Origin of the sequence: Marinobacter sp. es.042, from assembly GCF_900188315.1 — a bacterium.
Taxonomy (GTDB): domain Bacteria; phylum Pseudomonadota; class Gammaproteobacteria; order Pseudomonadales; family Oleiphilaceae; genus Marinobacter.
Window position 1 is genome coordinate 327832 of record NZ_LT897781.1, and the last position, 25510, is coordinate 353341.

General features: G+C 58.5%; 25 protein-coding genes. 11 read left to right on the forward strand and 14 right to left on the reverse strand.

Annotation, left to right across the window (positions count from 1 at the left end; all coding sequences use genetic code 11):
• Positions 1 to 60: 60 nt before the first annotated feature.
• Positions 61 to 537, forward strand: coding sequence for a hypothetical protein (locus CFB02_RS01690; protein ID WP_088556610.1), 477 nt, complete (start codon positions 61 to 63; stop codon positions 535 to 537).
• A gap of 35 nt (positions 538 to 572) precedes the next feature.
• Here the strand turns inward: CFB02_RS01690 and CFB02_RS01695 are convergent, their stop codons facing one another.
• Together CFB02_RS01695 and CFB02_RS01700 are read right to left on the reverse strand one after the other, a co-directional pair.
• On the reverse strand, positions 573 to 1922 hold the full coding sequence (locus CFB02_RS01695) for a dicarboxylate/amino acid:cation symporter (protein ID WP_062781568.1): 1350 nt from the start codon (positions 1920 to 1922) through the stop codon (positions 573 to 575).
• 77 nt (positions 1923 to 1999) lie between these two features.
• A complete protein-coding gene (locus tag CFB02_RS01700) occupies positions 2000 to 2698 on the reverse strand; it encodes a pseudouridine synthase (protein WP_088556611.1) in 699 nt (232 codons plus the stop codon).
• A gap of 55 nt (positions 2699 to 2753) precedes the next feature.
• Here CFB02_RS01700 and CFB02_RS01705 point away from each other — a divergent pair, with 55 nt between their 5' ends.
• The 5 genes from CFB02_RS01705 to rarD all read left to right on the forward strand — a co-directional run bounded on the left by CFB02_RS01705 (position 2754) and on the right by rarD (position 7887).
• Positions 2754 to 2993, forward strand: coding sequence for a TIGR02647 family protein (locus CFB02_RS01705; RefSeq protein ID WP_008173849.1), 240 nt, complete (start codon positions 2754 to 2756; stop codon positions 2991 to 2993).
• 59 nt (positions 2994 to 3052) lie between these two features.
• On the forward strand, positions 3053 to 3787 hold the full coding sequence (locus CFB02_RS01710; RefSeq protein WP_088556612.1) for a TVP38/TMEM64 family protein: 735 nt from the start codon (positions 3053 to 3055) through the stop codon (positions 3785 to 3787).
• The gene (locus tag CFB02_RS01715) at positions 3784 to 5979 is read left to right on the forward strand and encodes a hypothetical protein (RefSeq protein WP_088556613.1); all 2196 of its coding nucleotides are present in this window, start codon (positions 3784 to 3786) and stop codon (positions 5977 to 5979) included. The genes CFB02_RS01710 and CFB02_RS01715 overlap by 4 nt, the downstream gene beginning before the upstream one ends.
• A 103-nt stretch (positions 5980 to 6082) precedes the next feature.
• A complete protein-coding gene (locus tag CFB02_RS01720; RefSeq protein WP_014577944.1) occupies positions 6083 to 6970 on the forward strand; it encodes a DMT family transporter in 888 nt (295 codons plus the stop codon).
• 26 nt (positions 6971 to 6996) lie between these two features.
• Positions 6997 to 7887: an EamA family transporter RarD gene (rarD, locus tag CFB02_RS01725; RefSeq protein WP_088556614.1), complete on the forward strand. Its 891-nt coding sequence runs from the start codon at positions 6997 to 6999 to the stop codon at positions 7885 to 7887.
• A gap of 26 nt (positions 7888 to 7913) precedes the next feature.
• Here rarD and CFB02_RS01730 read toward each other — a convergent pair whose 3' ends face one another.
• Positions 7914 to 8804, reverse strand: coding sequence for a haloalkane dehalogenase (locus CFB02_RS01730; RefSeq protein WP_088559131.1), 891 nt, complete (start codon positions 8802 to 8804; stop codon positions 7914 to 7916).
• Positions 8805 to 8883: 79 nt separating this feature from the next.
• On the opposite strand from CFB02_RS01730, the gene CFB02_RS01735 reads away from it, so the two are divergent.
• Together CFB02_RS01735 and CFB02_RS01740 are read left to right on the forward strand one after the other, a co-directional pair.
• The gene (locus CFB02_RS01735) at positions 8884 to 9792 is read left to right on the forward strand and encodes a diacylglycerol/lipid kinase family protein (RefSeq protein ID WP_088556615.1); all 909 of its coding nucleotides are present in this window, start codon (positions 8884 to 8886) and stop codon (positions 9790 to 9792) included.
• A 211-nt stretch (positions 9793 to 10003) separates the two neighbouring features.
• A complete protein-coding gene (locus tag CFB02_RS01740) occupies positions 10004 to 10786 on the forward strand; it encodes a substrate-binding periplasmic protein (RefSeq protein WP_088556616.1) in 783 nt (260 codons plus the stop codon).
• A 23-nt stretch (positions 10787 to 10809) separates the two neighbouring features.
• Here CFB02_RS01740 and CFB02_RS01745 read toward each other — a convergent pair whose 3' ends face one another.
• Entirely contained in the window at positions 10810 to 11322 is a 513-nt protein-coding gene (locus CFB02_RS01745) for a DUF2244 domain-containing protein (RefSeq protein WP_008173864.1), read from the reverse strand.
• 69 nt (positions 11323 to 11391) lie between these two features.
• Positions 11392 to 12183: a M48 family metallopeptidase gene (locus CFB02_RS01750; RefSeq protein ID WP_088556617.1), complete on the reverse strand. Its 792-nt coding sequence runs from the start codon at positions 12181 to 12183 to the stop codon at positions 11392 to 11394.
• A 137-nt stretch (positions 12184 to 12320) separates the two neighbouring features.
• On the opposite strand from CFB02_RS01750, the gene CFB02_RS01755 reads away from it, so the two are divergent.
• Positions 12321 to 12992, forward strand: a complete 672-nt coding sequence (locus tag CFB02_RS01755; protein WP_014577933.1) for an NAD(P)H-binding protein — start codon at positions 12321 to 12323, stop codon at positions 12990 to 12992.
• A gap of 5 nt (positions 12993 to 12997) precedes the next feature.
• Here the strand turns inward: CFB02_RS01755 and CFB02_RS01760 are convergent, their stop codons facing one another.
• The 3 genes from CFB02_RS01760 to CFB02_RS01770 all read right to left on the reverse strand — a co-directional run bounded on the left by CFB02_RS01760 (position 12998) and on the right by CFB02_RS01770 (position 16919).
• Positions 12998 to 13618, reverse strand: coding sequence for a LysE family translocator (locus tag CFB02_RS01760; protein ID WP_088556618.1), 621 nt, complete (start codon positions 13616 to 13618; stop codon positions 12998 to 13000).
• A 90-nt stretch (positions 13619 to 13708) separates the two neighbouring features.
• On the reverse strand, positions 13709 to 15379 hold the full coding sequence (locus CFB02_RS01765) for a GMC family oxidoreductase (RefSeq protein WP_088556619.1): 1671 nt from the start codon (positions 15377 to 15379) through the stop codon (positions 13709 to 13711).
• A 28-nt stretch (positions 15380 to 15407) separates the two neighbouring features.
• Positions 15408 to 16919, reverse strand: coding sequence for a CoA-acylating methylmalonate-semialdehyde dehydrogenase (locus tag CFB02_RS01770; protein ID WP_088556620.1), 1512 nt, complete (start codon positions 16917 to 16919; stop codon positions 15408 to 15410).
• A gap of 186 nt (positions 16920 to 17105) precedes the next feature.
• Here CFB02_RS01770 and CFB02_RS01775 point away from each other — a divergent pair, with 186 nt between their 5' ends.
• Positions 17106 to 18014, forward strand: coding sequence for a LysR family transcriptional regulator (locus CFB02_RS01775; protein WP_088556621.1), 909 nt, complete (start codon positions 17106 to 17108; stop codon positions 18012 to 18014).
• On the opposite strand, the gene CFB02_RS01780 is transcribed toward CFB02_RS01775, so the two are convergent.
• The 6 genes from CFB02_RS01780 to CFB02_RS01805 all read right to left on the reverse strand — a co-directional run bounded on the left by CFB02_RS01780 (position 18001) and on the right by CFB02_RS01805 (position 24633).
• A complete protein-coding gene (locus CFB02_RS01780) occupies positions 18001 to 18786 on the reverse strand; it encodes a ZIP family metal transporter (RefSeq protein WP_008173877.1) in 786 nt (261 codons plus the stop codon). The genes CFB02_RS01775 and CFB02_RS01780 overlap by 14 nt on opposite strands.
• 288 nt (positions 18787 to 19074) lie before the next feature.
• Complete coding sequence (locus CFB02_RS01785) at positions 19075 to 19365, reverse strand: SelT/SelW/SelH family protein (protein ID WP_062781607.1); 291 nt, start codon at positions 19363 to 19365, stop codon at positions 19075 to 19077.
• Positions 19366 to 19371: 6 nt separating this feature from the next.
• A complete protein-coding gene (locus tag CFB02_RS01790; protein WP_008173883.1) occupies positions 19372 to 19824 on the reverse strand; it encodes a hypothetical protein in 453 nt (150 codons plus the stop codon).
• Positions 19825 to 19856: 32 nt separating this feature from the next.
• The gene (locus CFB02_RS01795; protein WP_088556622.1) at positions 19857 to 21545 is read right to left on the reverse strand and encodes a L,D-transpeptidase family protein; all 1689 of its coding nucleotides are present in this window, start codon (positions 21543 to 21545) and stop codon (positions 19857 to 19859) included.
• Positions 21546 to 21608: 63 nt separating this feature from the next.
• Positions 21609 to 22670, reverse strand: coding sequence for a PA0069 family radical SAM protein (locus tag CFB02_RS01800; RefSeq protein WP_088556623.1), 1062 nt, complete (start codon positions 22668 to 22670; stop codon positions 21609 to 21611).
• Between the two features lie 85 nt (positions 22671 to 22755).
• The gene (locus CFB02_RS01805; RefSeq protein WP_088556624.1) at positions 22756 to 24633 is read right to left on the reverse strand and encodes a methyl-accepting chemotaxis protein; all 1878 of its coding nucleotides are present in this window, start codon (positions 24631 to 24633) and stop codon (positions 22756 to 22758) included.
• 96 nt (positions 24634 to 24729) lie between these two features.
• Here CFB02_RS01805 and CFB02_RS01810 point away from each other — a divergent pair, with 96 nt between their 5' ends.
• Positions 24730 to 25506, forward strand: coding sequence for a TSUP family transporter (locus tag CFB02_RS01810; protein WP_088556625.1), 777 nt, complete (start codon positions 24730 to 24732; stop codon positions 25504 to 25506).
• Positions 25507 to 25510: the final 4 nt, after the last annotated feature.

Consider the following 25510-nt stretch of genomic DNA (forward strand, 5'->3'; position numbering starts at 1 on the left):
GTTAAGGTGCATCCAGACAGACCTCGCTGCTACAGTCCCATGATGTGTTGGGAGGACTTGATGATGAAGAACTGGACTTACGCACTTGCGATCGTTTTTGCTGGACTGTTTTCAGGAACGGCTTTGGCTGAAACATCACCCGAGGATTCTTCCGTGGAGTCGCTTAAGCAGGAAACCCGTGAGTTGGGTGAGGCGCTTCAGGAATATGGTTCTGATCAGAAAGAGCAGGCCGAGGATTCGATCAACAAAACATTGTCGGCCCTGGATAAACGCATCCAGGAGCTTGAGCAACAACTCTCGAAAAACTGGGACGATATGAGCGATACCGCCCGGGAGAGGTCCCAGAAGAGCCTCGAGTCGTTGCGGGAACAGAGGGCGCGTGTCCAAAACTGGTATCAGGAACTGAAAGACAGCTCGGCATCCGCCTGGGAGAAGGCTCGAAAGGGATTCTCCGATGCCTATGAAGCGCTTTCAGAGCAATGGAACAACACCGAGGAGGAGTTGCAGGACTCGGAAAAACGCTCCGACAGCATCTGAGCTGGCCCAGCGCTGGTCAAGTCACCTCCGCCCGATCAAGACGTTTCTTCAGGTACTGGTTCGGGCGGCAGTCTCTTTCCCGCCAGATTCTCCATCAGCCGGCAGGTCACCAGGTCGCCCGTCACGTTGATGGCCGTCCGGCACATATCCAGGATTCGATCCACGCCCATGATCAGTGCGATGCCGCTGGGAGGAATGCCCACGGTTTGCAGCACCATGGCAAGGATCACGATGCCTACCCCAGGTGTGGCCGGCGAGCCGATGGACGCGCCCACAGCCATGGCGACCACGAGCGCCATACTGCCCATGCTGAGATCAATGCCGTAGACCTGTGCCAGAAAGATGGTAGCAACGGCCTGGTAGAGTGCCGTGCCGTTCATGTTGATGGTGGCGCCCAGGGGAATCACGAACTGGGAAACCGACGGCCGGACACCGAGCTTGTCTTCGGCGGTTCTTATGGAAAGCGGCATGACGGCCGCCGAGCTGGATGTGGAAAAGGCCAGCAACAGCACATCCCGGGTGTCTTTCAGGAACCGGACGGGGGATTGGCCGGCGAGCAGCTTCAGGATCAGCATGTAAACGCCCAGAAGTACCAGCAAGCCCGCAATGACGGTTGCGACATAGGATGCCATGCCCAGCATTGCCCGGAATCCCAGGGTGGTTGTGAGTTGGGCCATCAGGCCGAACACGGCAATGGGGGCAAGGCGCATTGCCCAGCGTACGACCGTCATGCAGATTTGCTGGAGGGAATCGAGCAGGTCCAGCATGGGCCTGGATTTTTCCGGGGCCATGCTCACCAGGGCAATGCCGACAATGATGGAGAAGATCACCACCTGGAGCATCTGGCCTTCAACCATGGCATCGAGCGGGTTGCCCGGTAGCAGCCCGATCAGGGTCTTGGGCAGTTCATCCACACCCGGCATGGAGGCAACAGGCACACTGTTTTCCCCGGCTGCAACGGGAGTGCCGAGCCCTGCCATCATTCTGCCGGGGTTGATCAGGTCGCCGATCCAGAGACCTATCGATGCTGCCATGGCCGTCGTGATTACGAAAAAGCCGGTTACCCTCAGGCCGAGCTTTCGCAACTGTTCAAGGTCTTCACTGGCGGCGAGCCCGCGAACCACCGAGGCAATTACCAGGGGGATTACGATCATCTGGATGGTGGCGAGGAAGAGTTGCCCCGGGAAAGCCAGCCAGTTACCGATCAACGTCCCGGTTTCCGGTTCCACGAGTCCCACCGACGGTCCCAGGAGCGTGCCTGTAATCAACCCGAGGAACATGCCAATGAGCACCTTCAGCCAGAGCTTTCCCTGCACCAGCCCCGAGAGGTAGCTGCTGAGATGACGCAGTGGCCGTGGGTAAAAATCGCTCGTCTGGTTTGGCATTGCCTTGAATCTTCCCTGTTTCTGTTGGAGCTACCCTGAAAGCATAGCCCATGCTGGCTCTGCGTTTGTGAGGCAGATCAATCCGGCATCAGGTTGATTTCTTCAGCAGTCAGTGAGCGGTATTCGCCGGCCGCCAGGTCTTCGTCCAACCGGATATTCCCCATCCGTTCCCGGTGCAGGGTCGTTACGCGATTACCGACGGCATGGAACATGCGTTTCACCTGATGGTAGCGGCCTTCGTAAATGGTCACTCTGGCTTCACAGGGGCTCAGAAGATCCAGGTCAGCAGGTGAGGTGGTGAGTTGCTCGAACTCAAACCAGATGCCCTCCGCGAATCGATGAGGGGTCTCTGGAGAAATCGGATAGGCGGTGCTGACCCGGTAGACTTTCGGGATCTTGATTCGGGGCTCGGTGAGCTGGCGTGACCAGCGGCCATCATTGGTGAGAATAAGCAGGCCCGTGCTGGCACGGTCGAGTCGTCCGGCAATGTGCAGCTCCTCGCGCAGTTCTGGCGAGATCAGCTCCATCACGGTCCGATGGGTGTCGTCGAGCGTTGCACTCAGAAAACCTGCAGGTTTGTGGAGCATGAGGTAATGGCAGGCTTCAGCCTCTTGAATGATATCGCCGTCCATCCGTACGCATGAAAACCGATCCACCTCGGCAGCAGCATCGCGGCAGGTGACGTCATTTACGGCCACCCGACCGGAAGCAATCAGAAAATTGGCCTGACGGCGACTGATGTCATTCCGGTTGCTGAGAATTCGTGAAAGCTTCATGGTGTGAATCGGCTATGCTGAATGTAAACCCCCGATAATAATACGAGGAAATGCCATGCCATTCTCTGTTGATCACCTTGCCGAACTCAATTTGCTGGGCCAATTTCCTTCCACCTCGACTCAGGAAGGGCTCAAGGTTCATGCCCATTCGGCGGCTCCGGAAACGGTGAAGGCCGCCGAAAACCTTCATGCCAAGGGGCTGATCAGCCAGAAAGATGGCGGCTATCTCACGCCGTTGGGGGCAGAGGCAGTCGATCTGACCCAGAAACTCCAGTCGATTCTCAGTAGCTCATAAAGCGCGGATGACCTGTCCGGCCTTTGAGACCCGGTGCCCTCCCGCGTTAGGGTGAGGCCATGAGCAACTGGAAGAAGTCGCCCGTCCTCTGGATGGGCGGGAGCATTGCCGCCGTTGGGCTGATAGTCGGTCTGCTTTACGCCTTCGGTGTGCATCAGCAGGTCGTCGAGCTTCTGCGCTGGTTTGATACCCAAGGGGCCTGGGCGGCTCTCTTGTTTGTCGGCATCATGGTGCTGGCCATGGTGCTGCTTCTGCCAGGGGTGTTGTTGACCACCGGAGCGGGTTTCGTGTTCGGCGTGCTGGAAGGCACAGCCTACGTGGTGGTGGGCACTACTGTGGGTTCGGCCATTGCCTTTCTGGTTGCCAGGCATTTTCTGGGTGAGCACGCCCGAGTGTACATTCGCAGCCGCGCGCGATTGTCTGTCGTCAGCAACGAAATGGCGCCTCACGGCTGGAAAATCGTACTCCTGACCCGTCTGATCCCTTTCTTCCCCGGCAAGCTGTCCAATTTTCTGTTCGGTCTCACCAATTTCTCGTTTGGCGGTTTCGTTGTCGGCACCTTTTTCGGTGTGATTCCCTTTTCCCTGCATAACGTTTATCTCGGCTCGCTTGCCGCCGACCTGTCAACTCTGGGTGTGCGGGAAACCGGCCGTTCACCCCTGGAGTGGGCCATTTACGGAGCCGGTTTCGTAGGCACGGTACTGGCCGTGGTGTTTCTCAATCGTCTCGCCCGGCGGGCACTCGCCCGTTACAAGGTTGAGACTGAGCCAACAGAACAGGAGGCAAACGAATGAGCTGGATGACGTGGCTGCCCTGGCGTTACCTGGTAAAACGCGTGGCCCACCGCCATGGTTTCCTCGATCCGATCGCGCTGCTCGGGAAACTTCACAGTTTTGCCCAGCCTTCGGAAGTCGGCGAGCCCATCGAACTGCTCAGGGCCGGCGTGGTTTTCCATGCGCGGGGGCTGATCAACAGTCGGGTCATCCAGCACAACCTTGATTGGGTCTGGCCATACTGGGTGGAGCGCCAGTTTGACCCCGAAGACATTGCCTTCATTCCCCGGGCATTCTCGATTACCCACATCAATCTCAGTAACCGTAACTGGACGGCCATCGGACAGCCGGATGTGGATGAATTGCCCGTGGTGGATCCCCGGGGGTTGCTGACACCGTTCCATGACGGCTGGTCACTGGATGCGTGGCTGCTGGCGGACGATGGCCGGTGCCTTCTGCCCTCACGTTGCAAGACGGCCCGGCAACTCCAGGAACTTGAGGGTGGTCCCTGCGTGGTCACAGAGTCCGAACTGGACGGGCTGGCCCTGACCAGTCGTTCCCGGGTGGTAGTCGAAAACGGCCGGGCGGTTTGCGAAATGGTCGTGAAGGCCCGGGCCGAGACTTCCGGCTCTCTGGTCATATCCTTGCGCCCCGCCAATCCTGAAGGAATCAGCTTTATCAACAAGGTCCGGCTGTCCGAGCAGAGAGACGCCTGGACCATAGATGGCAAGCAGGCGGTGTTTTTCAGTCGCCCGGCAGAGCGTCATCATGTGTCGAACTATCGCGAGGGTGATGTTCGGATTCATCTGCAGGACAAGGAAGACCAGAGCGAAGGGCAGTGCGACGTCGGAATGGTCACCGCAGCGGCCCTGTTCCGGGTCGAAGCAGGTGAGGAGTCGGAGCTCAGGCTCAGAGTGCCGCTGCAGGATGAGTCGGCGCCAGTCATTCGATCTGACGGCTGGGCGGCCGCCCTTCATGGCTATGCCCGCCTGGAGTGCCCCGACGAAAACTGGCAGTTCCTCTATGACGCCGCCCTGAATTCCCTGGTGCTGCACTCTCCGGAAGATGTGTACCCCGGGCCCTATACTTACAAGCGTTTCTGGTTTCGCGATGCCGCGTTCATTATCCATGCCTTGCTCTGTGCAGGTCTGACAGATCGCGCTGAGCGGGCGCTCTACCAGTTCCCGGCGCGGCAACTGAAAAACGGCTATTTCCGCTCCCAGGAAGGGGAATGGGATGCCAATGGAGAAGTGCTCTGGATTCTGAGGCGGTTCCATGAGCTTACGGGTCGACCTCTGCACCCGGAGTGGCAAGAGCCGGTGCGCAAGGGCGCTCGCTGGATCGAGAATAAACGCCTGAGTGAAAATATCGAAGGGCCTCACGCTGGCCTTTTGCCCGCCGGATTCAGTGCCGAGCACCTGGGGCCCAATGACTATTATTATTGGGACGACTTCTGGGGCATCGCCGGCCTGAAGGCCGCCGAATCATTGTTTGCCCCGATCGACCGGGAAACCGGCGAGCATTTTGGCGCCGGTGCCCGGGAGTTCAGCCAGACGGTGGATCGCAGCCTGGCAACCTGCGAGCAGCGACTCAAACGACCGGGAATGCCGGCCTCGCCCTATCGCCGCCTGGATGCGGGCGCCATAGGCTCACTGGCGATGGGCTATCCGACCCAGCTGTGTGAGCCGGATGATCCCAGGTTGCTGGACTGTGCCGAATTCCTGCTCGAAAAATGCTTTGTAAAAGGGGCGTTCTATCAGGACATGATTCACTCGGGCCTTAACGCCTACCTCACCCTCCATGTGGCTCAGGTTCTCCTGCGTGCGGGCGATGCTCGATTCCTGGATCTGGTGGATGCGGTGGCCGGCCTGGCATCGCCCACCGGGCAATGGCCGGAAGCCATACATCCGGCGACCGAGGGCGGCTGTATGGGCGATGGTCACCATGTCTGGGCGTCGGCCGAGTGGGTGTTGATGGTGCGCAACTGCTTTGTCCGGGAGGAGGGAGATCGTCTCATTCTCGGAGCCGGTATCCCTCCCCGGTGGCTGGAGCAGGACAAACCAATCCGCTTCGGGCCGGCACCGACCAGTTTCGGATCCGTGTCCGTCACCATTACGCCCCGGCCGGGCGCAGCACCCGAAGTCACCTGGAAGGGTAACTGGCACGATTCCGAGCCGGCGATCGAAGTAAGGCTGCCGGAGACCCGTGCCTGACAAACTGTACCGGTCACGAAACCGGATTTCTGTATCTGTTTTGTTTGCCTGCTAACTTATAAAGTAAGCTGACTGACAAATACATCGAATCCGGTTGAGTTTCATGCGCTCACTGTTTTACTCGTTTTTCGTGCCCGCGCTGTTCGTCTGGCTGTGGAGTACTGGTTTTATCGGCGCCAAGTACGGTCTGCCCTTTGCGGAGCCGTTCACGCTGCTGCTGATCCGCATGCTGCTGACACTGGTGGTGCTTGGAGCCCTGGCCTGGGTCATGAAAACCCGCTGGCCGGGCTGGCGAGGTGCTGGGCACCTTGCGGTCACCGGGATGTTGGTGCATGGCTGCTATCTGGGCGGCGTCTACTACGCGATTCAGGACGGAATGGCATCCGGAATTGTTTCCCTGATTGTGGGGCTGCAACCCCTGGTGACGGCTGCGGCGGCGGTGGCAATCCTCAAGGAAACAGTCAGCGGACGTCAGTGGATTGGACTTATTCTGGGGCTGGTCGGTGTGGCACTTGTCCTCCTCGAGAAGTTCGGTATGAGTGGTCAGGCCTCCGGCTTTTCTCCCTGGAGCCTGCTTTGGGCGGGTTTTGCCCTCGCTGGAATTTCCATGGGCACGGTCTACCAGAAACGCTTCGGCGCCAGCGCGGATCTGGTGGCCGGCACACTGATCCAATTTGCGGCAGCGGCCGCCCTGTTTGCCATTGGAGCCTTCGCCCTCGAAACCCGAGAGGTTGAGTGGAGCCTGCAGTTGCAGTTGTCCATGGCCTGGCTTGTGATTGGGTTATCCACCGGCGCCGTCCTTCTTCTGATGTGGCTGATACGCCAGGGTGCTGCTTCCCAGGTGGCCAGCCTGTTCTACCTGGTGCCTCCGGTTACCGCGCTGGAAGCGTATCTGCTGTTCGATGAGCGCCTTGGAGGACTGGCAATGACAGGCGGGCTCATCGCTATCGTTGGTGTGGCTCTGGTTGCCACCCAGAAAAAACCAGCCTAGGAAGGGTGTCCGGGAGTGGCGAATACATGACGGATGCGACCAAAGGGGTCTGGTATGGCCTGAGTGCCTACACGATCTGGGGCTGTTTTCCTCTGTTCTTTGCCCTGTTTGAGGGTGTGCCGGCTTTTGAAATCTTGATTCACCGGATCATCTGGTCCTGTGTTTTTCTCGCTGTGGTCATAAGTGGCCTCCGTCGCTGGCCTGCTGTGAGAGCGGCATTGGCGAATCCGAAGCAGCTCTGGCGCGTTCTTGCCTGTGCGCTGCTCATTGCCGCCAACTGGGGCATCTACATTTATTCCGTGGAAACCCGCCATGTTCTCCAGGCCAGCCTGGGCTATTTCCTGACGCCACTGGTGAATGTCGCCTTGGGCATGCTCGTGCTTCGCGAACGCATGGGGCCGTGGCAGATGGCTGCGGTGGTGCTCGCAGGCGTTGGTATTCTGATCCAGCTTGCGATGCTTGGTGAACTGCCGTGGATTTCACTCGCCCTTGCCATGAGTTTCGGTACTTATGGCCTCGTTCGAAAACAGGTGGTGCTCGATGGGCTTTCCGGCCTGTTCGTTGAAACCATGCTGCTGTTGCCGGTCGGCCTGCTGACCTTTGGATGGCTGGCGAGCGAGGGAATGTCGCACTTCGGCGACAGTGCCTACATTGGCAGCCTGCTGATGGCCAGCGGCATCGTGACAGCCATTCCGCTGCTACTTTTTGCCGGTGCCGCCCGGCGCCTGCGGTTGGCGACCGTCGGCTTCCTGATGTACATCAATCCCACCCTGCAGTTCTTTATTGCCCTGCTCGTGTTCGGCGAGCCTTTGAGTGACGCCCAACTGACGAGCTTTGTGGTGATCTGGATTGCACTGGGCCTGTACAGCTGGTCTTCCTGGCACTACCGGCCGCGGGTGCCGGTAGGCCAGGATTGAGTTTGCCACGCTCGGGACTAGACCACTCAGGAGAGTGTCGCGAGCAGATCATTGATGGCCCGGGCGAAGGGCACGGGTGAATCTTCCTGAAGAAAATGACCGCCCTTGAGGGTTACGTGGGGCTGGTCTTTTGCGCCTGGAATCCGCTTCTGCATATAGGCGTCGCCGCCCCGGGTGATCGGATCGCCATTGCTGAAGGTGGTCAGAAATGGCTTTTCCCAACGTTCGAGCACTTTCCAGGCGTTCCGGTTAGCCTCACTAGCGGGATCGTCCGGGTGCATCGGTACCAGTCTGGGGAAGGCCCGGGCGCCGGCTTTGTACTTTTTGCCAGGGAAGGGGGCGTCGTAGGCCCTCATTTCATCGGGGCCCAGCTTGCGGAAAGAGCCGGTGTTGATGATCCGTGCAATGGGAAACCAGGGACTGTGCAGGGCAAAATTCTTCCAGATCTTGAACGCCGGCGGGGCTTTCTGATCGCCGGTTGGTAACATGCCGTTGCCCACCACAATGGCCCGGAACCGCTCCGGATTCTCCGCCGCCAGCCGCAGCCCCAGCAATGAGCCCCAATCCTGGCATACCAGAGTGATGTTGGTGAGTCCGAGCTGATCGAGGAATGACTGCATCCAGTCCATGTGCTGCTGGTAGGAATAGTCGTCAAGGGACGTGGGTTTGTCGGACTTGCCGAAACCGATCAGGTCCGGGGCGATAACCCGGTGGCCGGCCGCCGCGCAGATCGGAATCATATGCCGGTAGAGGTAGGACCAGGAAGGTTCGCCATGCATCATCAGAACGGGACTTGCGTCGGCCGGCCCTTCATCCACGAAGTGCATTCGCAGCCCGTCCACCTCCACGTAGTGGGGCTCAAACGGGTAATCCAGGAGTCGTTCAAAGCGTTTTTCCGGGGTTCTGACAAAATCCATCGAGCTTGCCTTATTGTTCATTATTGTGAGGGAATGGTCGAAAGGATTGTGCTGGAGCAGGGGAGCAGAGACAAGCGCCATGGCTTATTGGCTGATATGCAATTCCGGTGCTGGCGATGGTGAGCGAGGCCGGGACTTCTGGCTGGAGCACCTGGCAACTGCAGGTATCCACGATCCTCGATGCCGTGACTTTGAGGAATCCGACTGGAGCACCAGGCTCGACGACCGGGACACGCTTATAGTCGCGGGCGGAGACGGTTCGGTAAGCCGGGCCGCCGCCGTTTGCCGGGAGAAGGGGGCCACCCTTGCTGTCCTGCCGTCTGGTACAGCCAACGACTTTGCCCGGAATCTGGGGCTTCCCCACCAGCCGGGAGCGCTGTGTAAGTTGATTGCCAGCGGCCGAACGCAAATGGTGGATGTCGCGGATTATGGTGACGGTATGTTTTTGAACGTTGCCCATGTCGGCATGGGAACCCTCCCTGCACGGGAATCCCGCAGTACCGAAAAAAAGCTCTTCGGGCGTTTCAGCTATGTGGTCGAATTATTACGCCGGCTGAATGCGAAGCGAGGCTTCAGGGCAACCATCCGTTGCGATCGGGGCGTTGTGAAGGGCCGGTGGCTTTCCATCGCGGTGGCCAATGGCGCTTTTTTTGGCGGTGGCAACGAGATTCCCGAGGCATCCGTCAGCGATGGCCAGCTGGCTATTGTCGCGGTCCGGCCACGCCCCATTCTTCAGCTTTTGTTCACGTTTCTGATGGTTCGCCTGAACCGGCAGACTCCTCGGCGCACCAGCACGCTGGTCCATATCAGGAGCCAACGCTGCCTGGTTCACACCGGCAAACCTAAAACCGTTACGGCCGACGGAGATGTGGTCTCCAGAACGCCTCTCAACGTAGGCTGCAAGAGCGGCTGCCTGCGTGTGATTGGTGACAGGATTGTCAGTACTGCCGACGGTGACGCCGGAGACGTTATCTCTGGTGGCACCTGAGCTCTACAGAAAGATGGCAGGTTTTCCAGATACGTTTTGTCACTGACTTTTTCTGCAGGAAACGCAATCATGGGTTTTGCTGGCATAATCAACCAAGAAGGCTGACATTAAATGCCAGTGTGTCGCTTTTGCAATCATATCCCTGGTTTATGGCCACTCAATGCGGCCGCCTGACTTCCGTTCCAGCTGAATCGTCGAAAAGGACTAGAGAATGCCCACAGAAACTGCACCGGTCTCCTCGAAGTTAATCACAGGCATTAAAACCGGCCTCATCGCGTTGACCCTCTCGGCCATTGGCCTCCCGGCCCTTGCGGCCGAGCGCCTGTATATCTTTACGGAAAACTACCCTCCCTATAATGCCTCTGAAACCGGGAAAGGGTTCGCCCACAATGAAGACGACATAACCGGCATCTGTGCGGATATGGTCAAGGCGATGCTGTCCCGGGTCGACTATGACTACGTGATGAAAATGCGGGACTGGAGTTACGCCTACAACTGGGTACAGGATCGCGAAAATCATGGTCTGTTCTGCACCGCGCGCACCGACGAACGGGAAGATCAGTTTCAATGGGTAGGTCCCCTGGCATCCATCAAGTGGACGTTGTTCGCCGCGCCAGACTCCGATATCACTCTGGACTCCCTGGAAGAAGCCAAAGACCTGAGAATCGCCGGGTACAAGGGCGATGTGATGTCCGAGTACCTGGTTGATCAGGGATTCAACGTGGTGATGGGGGTTTCAGGTGATGTGAACACTCGTCGCCTTACCCTCGGCCAGGCCGACCTGTGGGTTACCGACGGCCTGGTGGGCCCCCTGATGGCAGAGGAAGAGCACGGTATCACCGGGCTGCAGCCGGTGCTGGTATTCCGGGAGACGCCCATGTATCTGGCATTCAGCAACAACACCGATCCGGCTGTGATCGAGGATCTCCAGCAGGCTCTGGACGAGGCTCGTGAGGCTGGAGAGATCGAAAGAATCGCTGCCAGCTACGAATAAGCAATCAGGGATGGGCGGAATTTTCAGAACCAGAGCCCGATCTGCGGATCGGGCTCTTTGCGTTCGATCAGCAACCCGTTCTTCTCAAGCATGCCAATGAGCTTTTCGGTATCCTCGATGTTCAGGAAGCCGCCAATTGATACTTCGGTATCCCGATGGGTCAGAGAGAGCTTCGCCGGTGTGAACGGGTGCGGCGGTGAGGCAACCCTGAGCCGCGCATAACGGGTGGGAAGGGTCCACTCGGCCTGCTTGCGCTTTCTGCCTTTTTCCAGATGAATGTCCTCGTCGTCGATGGACAGCACCTCCTGCCGCTGGCACTCCCGCGAGGTCAGGTAGATGCCGCAAGCGAGCGCAATCAGCTCCAGCCCGGCAAACGGAATAATCACCCAGGCGCCCATAAGCGTAAAGCCCGTTGCGATAAGGGCTGAAAGCACGAACAGGGCGGCCCAGATCCGGACATTGCCATGCCAGCTGAGGGAACGGTTAGGTGTCAGGACCAGCCGGAAACCATCCGGATGTGGCAAGCGTTCCACCATGGAATCTGCCTCAGTTTTAACGCGCCGCTAGATTTGATGATAGTCAATTATACGGTGAGTGCGACTTGATCAGATCTGACAGTCGGCTGGAGGAACCGTTTCAAAAACCGAGCGGGCAGTCTCCAGCTGATTTTGCAGGGAGGCAATGCGGGTGTCGTGATTCGGATGGGTGGACAGAAATTCCAGCGGTTGTGCGCCCGAAGCCTGCGCCATGTTCTGCCAGAGCCTGACACTCTGGCCCGGTTCAAAACCGGCCCGGGCCATGATTTCCAGGCCCATCAAATCGGCCTCCTCCTCATGGGCACGACTGAACGGCAGCGTAATACCCAGTTGGGCGCCAATGCCCAGAGCCTGCTGTATCTGGTTCTCCGCAATTTCACTTTCGGTGAACAGGCCCACCAGCAGCATTCCTGCTTGCAGGCCCAGTTCCTGGGTCAGGCGTTCATTGCCGTGGTCGGCAAGAACATGGGCTATTTCGTGACCAATGACCGTGGCCAGTTGGGCCTGGTTTTCGGCCAGTTCAAGTAGCCCTGAATGCACGCCGATCTTGCCTCCGGGGAGGGCAAAGGCATTGGGCGTGGCATTTTCAAAGACGGCAATCTCCCAGGACTGGGGCATTGGAGCGTCCGGATATCGGGTGTGGGCGGCGCTGACCAGGGCCTCCGTAATGCACTGCACTAAGCGGTTGATGTCAGGCCTTGTGATTACGGCATTTTGCTGCTTTATCTGCGCGAAGCTTTCCTGGCCCATATCAGCCAGAACGGCATCGGGTACCAGAGCCAGCCGGTTCCGACCAGTGGGGGATTCCTGGCAGCCGGTCAGGAAGGTGACAGTCACGAGGATAAGCAAAAGCGATTTCAAGCAGGTCTCCGTTACCCGTAAAGTAAAACTCTGATTTTATCGTTAGTATCCGCGGTCGGGGAGACTTACGCCATCCTGTCAGCGTTTGTTGCGGGTCTTTGGTAGGATGGTAAGTCGGTTATGGGGGAAAAACGGTTATGAGGGTGATGTTGCTGGGCGCTACCGGCCTGACTGGTGGCAAAGTGCTACAGGGTTTGCTGGGCAGAGAAGAGGTTACGCAGGTGGTGGCGCTGGTGAGGCACAAACTGCCGACGCTGCATGACAAACTGGCACAGCATGAAGTCGATTTCGATCGCTTGGAGGATCACGCCGAACTGTTCGATGTGGATGTGATTATCTGCTGCCTGGGCACCACCATCAAAAAAGCGGGCTCACAGGATCAGTTCCGGAAGGTGGATCTGGGCTACCCGATGAAAGCGGGTGAGCTGGGTCGCTCCCGTGGAGTACGAGCGTTCATCCTGATGTCTGCGATTGGAGCCTCGTCGTCGTCGACTATTTTCTATAACCGGGTAAAGGGCGAGCTTGAAGACGCCCTGAGAGATCTCGACTATCCCTACCTGTCCATCTATCACCCGAGTCTGTTGTTGGGCGATCGCAAAGAACAGCGCACCGCCGAGGCCCTGGGCATAAAAGCGATGCCACTGGTGAACCGTCTGCTGATCGGTCCCCTGGATAAGTACCGCGGCATTGAGGCGCAAACAGTGGCCAGTGCCATGGTCAATGAGGCCTGCCATCTGGCGGCAGAACCCGCCGCCGAGCAGGTGGTCCAGACGCGCGAGTACGATGAGATTGTCCAGCTGGCGGGCTGAGCCGGTTATTTCCCGTTCAGAATGCCGACAACCAGACGGCCGGCCAGGCCAATGAGAATGGCCCCGAAGATACGCTCGAACCACACGGCTTTCTGTCTGAGCAGGGTCAGCCATTTCGGGTTGGAGAACAGCCAGGCAACGATCAGGTACCAGCTGGTATCAATGACAAGGGCGGTTGCGGCATAGCCGAACTTGGCCATCAGACTGGTGTCGGTGCCCACGACCTGACTGAACAGGGCCAGGAAGAATACCGCGATTTTCGGGTTGAAGAAGGCAATCAGAAAACCGTCACGGGCAGCACTTTTGGTGGTGGGCGGCTCGGGCAGTTCGTCATCCGCCTGCCGCTTTGCCATCAGTCCTTTCACGCCCAGCCAGGCCAGGTACAGGGCGCCGCCCCATTGCAGAATTGAAAACGCCGTTGGCGAGGCGGTGATGATGGCGGCGAGCCCGAGGATGCTCAGAAAGGCATAGATGCCGACACCGATGCCATGGCTAAGAGCGGTGATGATGCCGTTGCGCCGACCACCGGTGAGCGTCTGCTTGAGCACCAGTGCCAGCGAGGGTCCCGGGGACATAGCGCCCAGAATGCAGATGGTGACCACGGTCAGCCAGGTTGCAAGCGTCATGGTGGGTCAGTCCTTTGCAATTGAAACAGGCTGCCGATTCTAGCAGTCTGTCCGCCGGTAAAAACCTGGAAACTGCAATCAGTTCAATGCTCAATCACCCGCCAGAATCCACCTTGCGGCCTTCTCGGCAATCATCAGGGTTGGCGAATTGGTGTTGCCGCTGGTGATGGTAGGCATTATCCCGGCATCCACCACGCGCAATCCCGCCACACCCCGGACCCTCAGGTGTGGGTCCACCACTGCCTGTTCATCATCGGCTCGCCCCATACGGGTAGTGCCCACCGGGTGAAAGATCGTGGTGCCGATGTCGCCCGCCAGCTTCGCCAGCTCGTCGTCGGTCTGGTACTCAAGTCCGGGTTTGAATTCCTCCGGCTGGTACTGCATGAAGGCCGGCTGTTCGGCAATACGGCGCGTCACCCGCAAAGAGTCTGCCGCAACTTTCCGGTCTTCCGGCGTGCTCAGGTAATTGGGGGATATCGCCGGCGCCTGTTTTGGATCGTTGCTGCGGATGCGCACCGTACCCCGGCTGGTGGGGTTCAGATTGCAAACGCTGGCGGTGATGGCCGGGAAATTGTGAAGCGGCTGCCCGAAGGCGTCCAGGCTAAGGGGCTGCACATGGTATTCGATGTTGGCGTAATCGTATTCCTCGGAACTGCGGGTAAACAGACACAGCTGTGAGGGCGCCATACTCATCGGCCCCGAGCGTGTAAGCAGGTATTCCAGGCCGATCCTGGCCTTGCCGATCAGGGAGTTGGCCATGGTGTTTAGCGTTGTAACCCCTTTCACCTTGTACACAGACCGGATCTGCAAGTGATCCTGGAGATTCTCGCCAACGCCGGGCAGGTCGGCAACCACATCAATGCCGTGTTCCTTAAGGAGGTCGGCGGGACCAATGCCCGAGAGTTGCAGCAGCTGCGGGGAGCCAATGGCGCCAGCGGACAGGATAACTTCCCGTTTTGCCCGGGCGATAACGTCATCTCCGCCAGACCGCTCGACCCGAACGCCGACACAGCGAGGTCCGGAACCGGCGTTTTCTGTCTCGAGCCCTAATACATGGGTTGAGTGCCACAGGGTCAGGTTGGAACGCTTTTCCGCGTTCCTCAGGAACGCTTTGGACGTGTTCCAGCGCCAGCCGGAGCGCTGGTTCACCTCAAAGTAATCCACGCCCTCGTTGTCGCCACGGTTGAAATCCCGGGTCCGGGGTATGCCCGCCTCGACGCAGGCAGTGGCAAAGTCCTCCAGCACTTTCCACTTCAGGCGCTGATGTTCCACACGCCATTCCCCGCCGTGACCGTGATACTTGCGGTGCTCCGGATCGGCATCGCCGCCCTCATCAAGTCGGTAGTGATCCTCGTGGCGCATGAAATCGGGAAGGCAATTGTCCCAGTTCCAGGCGTCCTCGCCGGTAATTTCGGCCCACTGCTGGTAATCCCGGGCCTGACCACGAATATAGAGCATGCCGTTGATGCTGGAGCAGCCTCCCAGAGTCTTGCCGCGGGGGTAGATGAGGGATCGGCCGTTCAGGCCCGGATCGGGCTCGGTACGGAAACGCCAGTCTGTTCGCGGATTGTCGATGCAGTACAGGTAGCCCACTGGGATATGAATCCAGTGATAGTTATCCCGTCCGCCAGCCTCGATAAGCAGCACCCGATTGTCCGGGTTTGCGCTCAGCCGGTTGGCCAGCAGGCAGCCGGCAGTGCCGGCGCCGATAATGATGTAATCGAACTCCTGATGTCCCGTCGCATTGTTGTTGTCGGACATGGCGTTTTCTCCGCTGCTGGTTCTGTTGTTACTTGGCGGTCGGCATCACAAATTCCGCACCGGCATCAATGGAATCGGACCAGCGCTGCATGATGGATTTCTGGCGCGTGTAGAATTTCACGCCCTCTTCGCCGTAGGCGTGGGTGTCGCCAAACATCGAGCGCTTCCAGCCACCAAAGCCGTGCCAGGCCATGGGTACGGGAATGGGTACGTTAATCCCGACCATGCCGACCTGGATTCGGCGGCCAAATTCCCGGGCCACGCTGCCGCTCTCGGTGAAGCAGCTGACACCGTTGCCGAATTCGTGGTCGTTGATCAGGCGAATCGCCGTGGCGATATCGGGTACCCTGACACAGGCCAGAACCGGTCCGAAGATTTCTTCACGATAGATCGTCATATCGGGCGTGACGTGATCAAACAGTGAACCGCCCATCCAGAAGCCATCAGCACAGCCTTCGCCGGTGTTCGATGCGTCGAATTCGCGACCATCTACCACCAGTTCGGCACCTTCGGCCACTCCCTTGTCAATGTAGCCGGTTATGCGCTGATGCGCCGCGGCCGTGACAATTGGCCCCATCTCGGCATCCAGCTGTTCGCCGTTCTTCACTTTCAGGCTTCGGGCCCGCTCGGCCAGTCTTGGCATGATCTTGTCCGCAACGTCGCCCACCAGCACCGCCACACTGATGGCCATGCAGCGTTCGCCGGCACTGCCGTAAGCGGCACCGATCAGGGCATCGACCGCTTTGTCGAGATCGGCGTCCGGCATCACCACCATGTGGTTCTTGGCCCCACCAAGGGCCTGAATGCGCTTGCCGTGCTTGGCGCTTTTCTCGTAAAGCAGGTTGGCAATCGGGGTGGATCCGACAAAACTCAGGGCCTGGACGTCCGGGTGCTCGATCAGCGCGTTCACCGCTTCCTTGTCGCCCTGAACCACGTTAAACACGCCATCGGGCAGGCCGGCCTGTTTCAGCAGGTCGGCGATCATCAGGGAAGCACTCGGATCGAGGGGGCTGGGCTTCAGGACAAAGGTATTGCCAGCCGCGATGGCTACCGGAAACATCCACATGGGCACCATCGCCGGGAAGTTGAACGGGGTAACGCCGGCGACCACGCCCAGGGGCTGGCGGGTGGTCCAGTTATCGATACCCGTGCTCACCTGCTCGGTGTAATCGCCTTTCAGAAGCTGGGGAATGCCGCAGGCGAACTCGACGATGTCGATGCCCCGGGCCACTTCGCCCTGGGCGTCCGTGAATACCTTGCCATGCTCCGCGGTGATGGCGCGGGCCAGGTCATCCTTGTGGGTGTTCAACAGTTCCAGAAACTTGAACATGACCCTGGCCCGGCGAATGGGCGGTGTGTCGGCCCAGGCGGGGAATGCAGCATCGGCGGCAGCAACAGCAGCGTCTACGTCCTCACGGCCGGCCAGCGCTACTCGGCCCGTGACCTGTCCGGTGGCCGGATTGAACACGTCCTGGGACTGACTGGATGTGCCGAGAGATATTTCGCCATTGATATAATGCTGGATGGTTGCGTTGGTCATGGATGCCTCTGTCTTTTCGCGATTGGCCGCTCGAAATGGCAGAAATGCATTCTGCTAAGGGCCCTTAAGGAGCGTTGGGTAATTTCTGACCATACAGGTTAGGTGTGGCAAAGGGGGAAAGCAATTGAGATTTTCAAAAGCCAGATATAAGGTAATCTTATATCTGGAACCTGAAACGAGACGCTTATGTACCCCCTTCAGAGCCTTCGGGCGTTCGTTACTGTCGCCCGTGAGGGCAGTGTAAGCCGCGCCGCCACTCGCCTCCATCTGACTCAGCCCGCCGTCAGCCTCAAGCTCAAGCAACTGCAGGACGAACTGGAACTCAAACTGTTCCTGCGCAAGCCCCAGGGTCTGGTGTTGACCCCCGATGGCCAGGCTCTCTTGCCTTCGGCTGAAAAAGCACTCGCTGCCATGGCGGCGTTTGAGCAGAGCGCCCGGGCATTGCATAACACCCTTCGAGGGCGTTTGCGGATTGGTACCATCGTGGATCCGGAATTTATCCGTCTCGGGGCGTTTCTGCACCGCCTGGTGGAACGGGCGCCACAACTGGAAACCGAACTGCGTCAGGGTATGAGTGGCAGCGTGTTGGAGCAGGTGCGGGATGGCCGCCTCGATGTCGGTTTTTTTCTGGCGCCGCCAGGCGTCGGGCCAGGTGCACTGGCGCCGGACGTGGTTCACCGTGAGCTGACCCGGTTTCACTACTATGTGGTTGCGCCGGCGGGTTGGGGGCCGAGGCTTCGGTCGGCCCAGTGGTCCGAATTGGCAACTATGCCCTGGATTGTGACTCCAGAAGACTCCGTTCATCACCGGCTGCTTAAAGGCACTCTGGAACCCATGGGGTTAATGCCCCGGGGCGTAGCCCAGGTCGACCAGGAGGCGTGCATGCTGGATCTGGTCAGGGCAGGTGTGGGTTTGAGTCTCGCGCGGGATGCATTGGCGATGGCTGAGCGCCAGGAAACCGGCCTGGAAATTGTTGACGGGTTACAGTTGCCTTGCGCTCTCAGTTTCGTATGGCACCAGGACCGACAGGGCGAGCCTCTGATCGCGGAGGCTCTGGAAGCCCTGGCGGGTGTCTGGGCGGTTAGCCCAACGTAGCATCCAGGAACATCATCACGGCAAAACCGCCCATCAGGCAGAAGGTGGACATGATTTTCCACTGCCGGTGATGGGTTTCGGGGATGATTTCGTTGCTGATGATGAACAGCATGGCGCCCGCTGCGAAGCCCAGGGTCCAGGGCATTATTGGCTCGGCAAGCCAGACAAGCGTCGCTCCGAAGAGACCACCCAGTGGCTCGGCCAATCCAGTCATCAGGGCAATGCTGAAGGCCTTGATTCGCGAGTAGTTGATGGCCAATAGCGAAAAAGCGACGGCCAGCCCCTCTGGAATGTTCTGGAGTCCGATACCGGTGGCAAGAACATAGCCATTATTGACATCGCCGCCGGCGAAACCGACGCCCACCGCCATGCCTTCGGGGAAGTTATGGAGGGTTATAGCGACAATAAAGAGCCAAATGCCACGGATGTAAGAAGCGTCCGATCCTTCCCGGCCCAGCTCGAAGTGCTGATGCGGCAGCTTCTGGTGCACAAAGTAGAGGGCAGCGGCACCGGAGAGCAGACCGAAAATGACAATCAGCGCGGCGGTCCAGGTTTCGCCAGTAATCTGTTCGCCGTACTCGAGACCAGGTAGCAACAGAGAAAAAAATGAAGCCGCCAACATCACGCCCGCGGCTGAAGCCAGCATACCGTCCTGCAGTTTATGGGTGAGGGTACGGACAAGAAACACACCCAGGGCGCCCACGCCACTGGCAAGGCCCGCCAGCAGGCTGGCAATGGTTCCCAGCCAGACAATACTGATGTCAGAAGTCATTCAGTCTCCCGTTGGCTTGTAATGTCAGCATAGCAGCTTGAAGTAGCTACGCCGGAGGCCCCGCTGTGGGTTCCTCCGGCTGCATTTCTCGGGAGAGAAAGACGATCAGGCGGCGTTCTGCTTGCGCCAGGCCAGCTCGTTGGAAATGGTGGCCTTCGGTTGCAGCATCGTGAAATCAATGTCTGCAATCTCTTTGCCGTCTTTGAGGCGCTGCACAAAGTCCGGGTTTGCGAGCGCCTTCTCTAAAAGCGAGGAATATCGACACGGCCTGTCAGTATTTTTGAATAATTATTCTGAGGTGCCGGTTTTGGTGTCGGAATGGCCAAGGGAGCGTTCCGGTGCAACCTGGTCGCGAACCAATTGCTTGAGTTTGGTAATTTCCGGGAAGCCGCCGTCTTGCTTGCGGGACCAGACCCTCTTGCCATTGACCCATACCTCGAAAATGCCGCCAGTGCCGGGGTGCAGGCTCAATTCACTGATCTCGCCTTCGAAGGTTGTCAGCAGCTCCTGCGCCATCCAGGCCGAGCGCAGAAGCCAGCGGCAACCGGTGCAATAGTGGATATCGATTTTGTTGGTCATGAAAAATCAGTCCGTGTCATTCGTGGGATAGACCGAGCGCGACAGGGTGGGCTCACAGCCGACAACTCTGCGGGCCTGTTTGTGAGCGTGGAGATACCAGCGTTGGCCGGCTTTTGCGAACGTGTTTTTGCTCACGGCAAAGTCTACGTTTTCCATGGTTGCAGGAATAGGCGAGCCGTCGGCGTGTCGATAAACGCAGCTCACGCCAATGGTTAGCGCTGTCGCTGCCGGTAGTTCAATGAATCCGTCTTCTCTTACAGCCGGCTCATTGCCATTTATCGCAATGACCTTGAGACAGGGACCGTAATGAACCTTCTCAAGATCATCCAGGTATTCGTTGAGACAATGGTTGGCGCTGACGAAAACGGTGTCTCCGTCAATTTCGTCTTCGGCGGGTGGCAGCGACTGACATCCCTGCAGTAAGAGTATCCCGAAAACCAATAGCAGGGTCTGTTTCATGATATCTCCTCAACTGATGCGCGTATCCTGTTTCAGAGCTTGTCCTGTGCCGGGCCCGAGCCGGCTACCGGAGTATTGTAGCGCGTATCTCCCTCGGCGGTTCCACGGAGCTGATCAATCAGGCGGGCATCGCGGTTGTACAGATCATTGCGGAACTGCAGCCTGCCCTCGTTATCTACCCAGGAGGTCCAGTATTGGATGTGCACAGGCACCGGCTCCGGGAGCACGACAGTCTGGGGTTGTGCCTCGGAAACCACCCGGTCAATCTTTTCCCGGGACCAGTCGGGCGCCGACGCCAGAAGCCGCTCTGCAAGATCAAAAGGTTGCTCAACCCGGATACAGCCAGAGCTGAATGATCGCTCGGCCCGGGAGAACAGGCCGCGCCCCGGCGTGTCGTGCAGGTAAACATCGTACTGGTTCGGAAACATGAACTTGATCTGCCCCAGGGCATTCTGGGGGCCGGGTTCCTGCACCAACTGGTACGGGAAGTTGTTCCGATTCAGTGATGGCCAGTCAACGTCCAGCGGGTCCACTCTTTCCCGGTCAGCGCCCCAGCCACGGTAAACGCTGATGTTGAGTCGGGAGAGATAGTCTGGATCGCGGAGAATCCGGGGCAATTGATCCTGAATCATCAGCGTTCGCGGTACGGTCCAGGTGGGATTGAACACCAGATACCGGATGCGATCGCTGAACACCGGCGTTTGGCGGAAGGGCTGGCCGACGATCACTCGTTTGCGCAGTACTTCTTTGCCGTTTTCCACCAGCTTCAGTTCAAATCCGGCAATATTGACCAGGACATAGGTGTCGCCAAGGGATTCCGGCAGCCACCGCCATCGTTCGAGCGTGGCGTCAATGTGGCGCAGGCGTTCCACCGGAATCAGGTTCAGCGCTGTCAGGGTGTCCTTCCCGATAAGGCCATCGGGTTCAAGCCCATGTCGGGCCTGGAAGCGCATGACTGCAGATTCAAGCTCCGCGTCGTAGTCACGCGGATCTGAAAACGTTGCCGGTGATTCTGCAAGCTCTCCCAATAGAGAGAGTCGTCGGCGGACCTCATTGAGCCGCTCATCCCTGTCGCCGGGGCGAATGGTCGGGCTCAACGCCAGAGGTAACCAGGGCTGGCCCAGCAGTCTGGTCAGGTCCTGCCTTGCAGCCATCAACTTCCGGTAAGCGGGATCCGCCGGACGCAGCGAATCCAGCGTGCCGGTGATATCCGAGCGCTGCAACGCATCCTTCAGAACGGATTCCATCTGGCGCTGGCGCCTGTTGGCGGTCCATTCGGCGTGAACCGTCTGCGGGTTGACCTTGCCGACCAGCATGTGTGAGCTGAGCATCAGAAAAGCGTCAGAGAACAGCAGGTCCAGATCGGCCCTCAGGTCTTCAGAGAAATCGCTCATGGGTCTGAGTGCCAGGCCCGAGAGAATATCTGCGTGATAGTCAGCCGGGTTCAGACCGTCATGACTGGCTTGTTCAACCGAATCAATCAACTGCCGGCGAAGCTCAGCCGATTTCCATGCTGGCTGGTATCCGTTGGCCCCGTAAAAGGCTGACAGTGCCTCGTGGGCCATTAACCGGCTTCCGAGCACCTGAACCGGGAAGCCGGCTTCCATGGCCTCAATCCTGGCAACAATGGCTTCATCGGCTGCCAGGCAAGCGGGGTGCCAGACGGTGCCCAGCAGGGCAAACAATGTTGTGGCGAAGGAAAAACGTCTGATTCCATGCATGGGTGTTCTCCACCTCATCCCTGAGAGGCCTTATTCGCGGTGGTAAGGTGCAATAGTCTGATGCTACCACAGCGGCATTTGTTCCCCACCTGGCCGCCGGAAAAGATCACTTCGCAGCGGTTCTTCTGCATGGAGCTTCAGCCCCAAACGCCGTGCTTTTTTGGTGAAACGCTGGCGAATCAGGTCCGAGTAAGGGCCCGTGCCCGTCATTCTGCGGCCGAAGGTGGCGTCATAACTCTTGCCGCCCCTGAGGTCGCGCATTCGGTTCATCACATGCTCGGCCCTTTGCGGGAAGTGCCGCTGCAGCCAGTCCTGGAACAGCTCGTCCAGTTCATGGGGTAACCGCAGCATAATCCAGCTGGCACGGGTGGCGCCCGCCTCTGCAGCGGCTTCCAGAATCGACTCGATTTCGTGATCGTTGATGAAGGGGATTACCGGCCCGAGGATGATACCGGTGGGAATGCCGGCCTCCGAGAGCTGCCTGATCATCTTGAGGCGGGTGGCTGGTGCGGCTGTCCTCGGCTCCATGCGTCGTTTCAGATCGTTGTTCAGGCTGGTGAGGCTGATCCGCACAGAGCAGAGCCCATCAGAAGCCATTTCGCGGAGCAGATCAAGGTCTCTGAGGATGAGAGCGCCCTTGGTAATGATCGACACCGGGTGGCGATATTCGGCCAGAACTTCCAGCACCTGGCGGGTAATCCTCTGGGTCCGCTCCAGTGGCTGGTAGGCATCCGTATTGACGCCCAGGGCGATGGGCGACACCCGGTAGCCGGGCCTGTCGAGCTCCTCTCTCAGGCGGGCGGCGGCGTTGGGTTTGGCGATCAGCCGGGTTTCGAAATCCAGCCCCGGTGACATGTCCCAATAGGCGTGGGTAGGGCGGGCGAAACAGTAAATGCAGGCATGCTCGCAGCCACGGTATGGATTGATCGACTGGTCGAACGGTACGTCCGGTGACGAATTTCGACTGATTATGGATTTTGCGGTCTCAAGGACGACTTCCGTAGCGAGCGTATCGGGGTTCAGGTCGTCTTCGGGGTCGTGATACCAGTCATGGTCTGCCTCCCGGTCAGTGACAATGGGCTGGAACCGGTTGTGGGGATTCAGGGCCGTGGCGCGAGTTTTCATGGGCATGCTCGATACTGTTTAAATGTACAGTATAGAGCATGCTAACGCCTGGAACCCTGCCGTGCAACCTGTCCAGGGCCCGCTGTTACAGACGGAAGCCCTGTGAGGCCTGGGTCAGGGTGGTTACCTGGGATGACAGTCGTCCGATATGGGCGTTGAGCTTCTGGCGGATATCCGAGGTTTCCCGGGTGTGCCCGTGGATCTGTTCCACCTTCTGGGCGATCTCCTCGGTGGTCGTTGATATCCCCTCAACAGAGGACACCACCTGATTCATGTCGCCAGCCAGTTGTTGTATCGAGCCGGTGATCTGTTCGATCGAGTGCGCCGCCTCTCTCGAGCTTTCCTCTCCTTCACCTGCGGAAGTCAGGCCTTCTTTCATCAGTCTGGAAATGGCCTGGGTTTCATGGTTAAGCGATTCCACGATCTCGGCAATCCCGTTGGTTGCCGATACGGTTTTCTCTGCGAGGGACCGAACTTCGTCGGCAACAACCGAGAAACCGCGTCCTGCATCACCGGCTCTTGCCGCCTCAATCGCAGCATTCAATGCCAGCAGGTTGGTCTGTTCAGCCAGGCCGTTGATTACGCCAACGATGGAGTTGACCTTCTCGCCGGTTTTGCTCAGCTGGCTGACCTGATCGTGGGTTTTCTGGATTCTTTCGGCCAGTTCGGTCATGGTTTTTGCGCTTCGCCTGACCACCTCGGCACCGGAATGGGCGGCACCGTTGGCGCTCTGAACAGCGTCATTGACTGACTGGGTGTACTGGGCAATATCGACCGCCGTGTGGGAGATTTCCTGAACCGCAGTGGCGGTCTGCTCGGTCTCATCTTCAACCTGCTCGCCGTTTCTGCCCATTTGTTCTACCAGAGCATCCAGTTCAACCTGAAGCGATGACAGCGTGCGGTTACCCTCGACGACTTGCCCGATAACGTCCGAGACATCGTCCAGCATCTTGTTGGCCGCTTCGCCCAGGCGATTGAATTCATCGTTCGGATTCTTGCCTGGCTCAAGGCGCTGACTGAGGTCACCGCCGGCGACCCGGGTGAGCAGGTTTACGGTCTCATTGAGTCGTTTCACCAGGGTTCTTGAGGCGGTCGTCAGGGTCAGTGTAAGGATAATGACCACCGCAGCAGCGGTTGCAATGATCAGCCAGGTTGAGGCGGCGCGGGCCTCTTCGGCCTGCTGGCTGGTTGCCACAATAATGTCCTGGCGGAGCAGGGTGTTCTGCTCGGCAATCAGATCGCGAATACGGGTGCCGGTGGCTGACAGTTGGTTCTCAATGGCAGACAGGTTGGCGATGAGCGATTCGGCATCGGAAAAGGCATTGGCGAACGCCTGGACAGCCTGGCCGATGTCAATTTCCTGCCAGTCCATCTCCGTGACGGTGGTCTGCATCCGCGCCAGGGCCTCACGGGTTGACTCGGCGTAGGTCGCATCGAAGGTAGACAGGTAGTCGCGGTAGGTGGAAGCGATGGTGTTGATGTCGTCGTTAAAGATGGAAATGCTGATTTGCCGAAGCCTGTCGTTTATGGCTTCGGACATTGTTGCTCTCAAACCGCTGGACGGAGTGAGGCCCAGCTGTTGATTCAGGGCCAGCCATTCGGTGCGAAGTCGGGTATACTCCGCAACCTGCTCCTGGATTTGTTGTGCAGTGGTCTTTACCGCGTCACCCGGCAGGGTTCCGGCGGATTCACTGAGCGCCGACGACTGGGCCGCGAGCGACGCCAGTCTCTCCTGATAGTTCTCAACCTGGTTAGGTTCCAGATTTTCACTCGTTCTCTCGAGTGCCAGCCAGTCGTTCAGCAGAGTCAGGGACGCGGATTCATAGGCTCTTGCTTCGCTTCGGGCCTCATAAGCGTCAGATACCTTGCCGAGCCCGCTCAGGGAGGCCAGAGTGGCAATCGCCAGACCAATCAGCGTTGCAACAATCAACAGCAGGAACTTCTGTTTCCATGACAGGGCCATTCACATCCTCCGGGGAATGTTGTTTTTCTTCGCAACTAACTGAGCTTAGACCAGTTCCGGATAAACGACGGCCCTTTTGACGACAACCGGGAATCCATGTCTGATCTCGCGATTTACCAATATCTGCTGATTGCCCTGATTTTCGTCTGGAGTGGTTTTGTCCGCTCCGGGCTGGGATTCGGTGGCGCCGTTCTGTCCCTGCCATTTCTGTTGCTGGTTCTTGATCAACCGCTCGTCTTTCTGCCGATCATTGCGGTCCACCTTCTGGTGTTTTCATCCCTGACAATCTGGATGAACAATCGCACCGGGGCAGGGAAGCGACGTGAGGCGGGCTCGGGCACTGTCGACTGGCAATACCTGTGGCGGATCCTCGCCATCATGATTGTGCCCAAGCTGATTGGTGTATTCGGGTTGATTACCATGCCCAGTGACATCCTGAGTGCCATCATTTTCGTTATCGTGGCGCTGTATTCTGTTTCCTACATCATCAACCGACCGTTTCGCAGTGGCAGCAAAACGGTCGACGCGATATTCCTCATGGTGGGCGGGTACATCAGTGGCACTTCCCTGATCGGTGCGCCCCTGATCATTGCCGTGGCAGCCCAGCACCTGCCCAAAGAAAAACTGCGGGATACCTTGTTCGCGCTCTGGTTCATTCTGGTGCTGATCAAGATGGCCGCTTTTGTCTGGGCCGGCATCGATCTGCAACTTATCCATCACCTCTGGCTGCTGCCATGCGCAGCCGTCGGTCACGTCATCGGGCTCTACGCCCATGACCGCATTCTCCAGGCTGAGACTCCGGTGTTCTTCCGTCTGCTGGGAACCGTGCTGCTGCTTGTGAGCAGCGTCGGTATTGTCAGCGTGCTCTGGTAGCAGC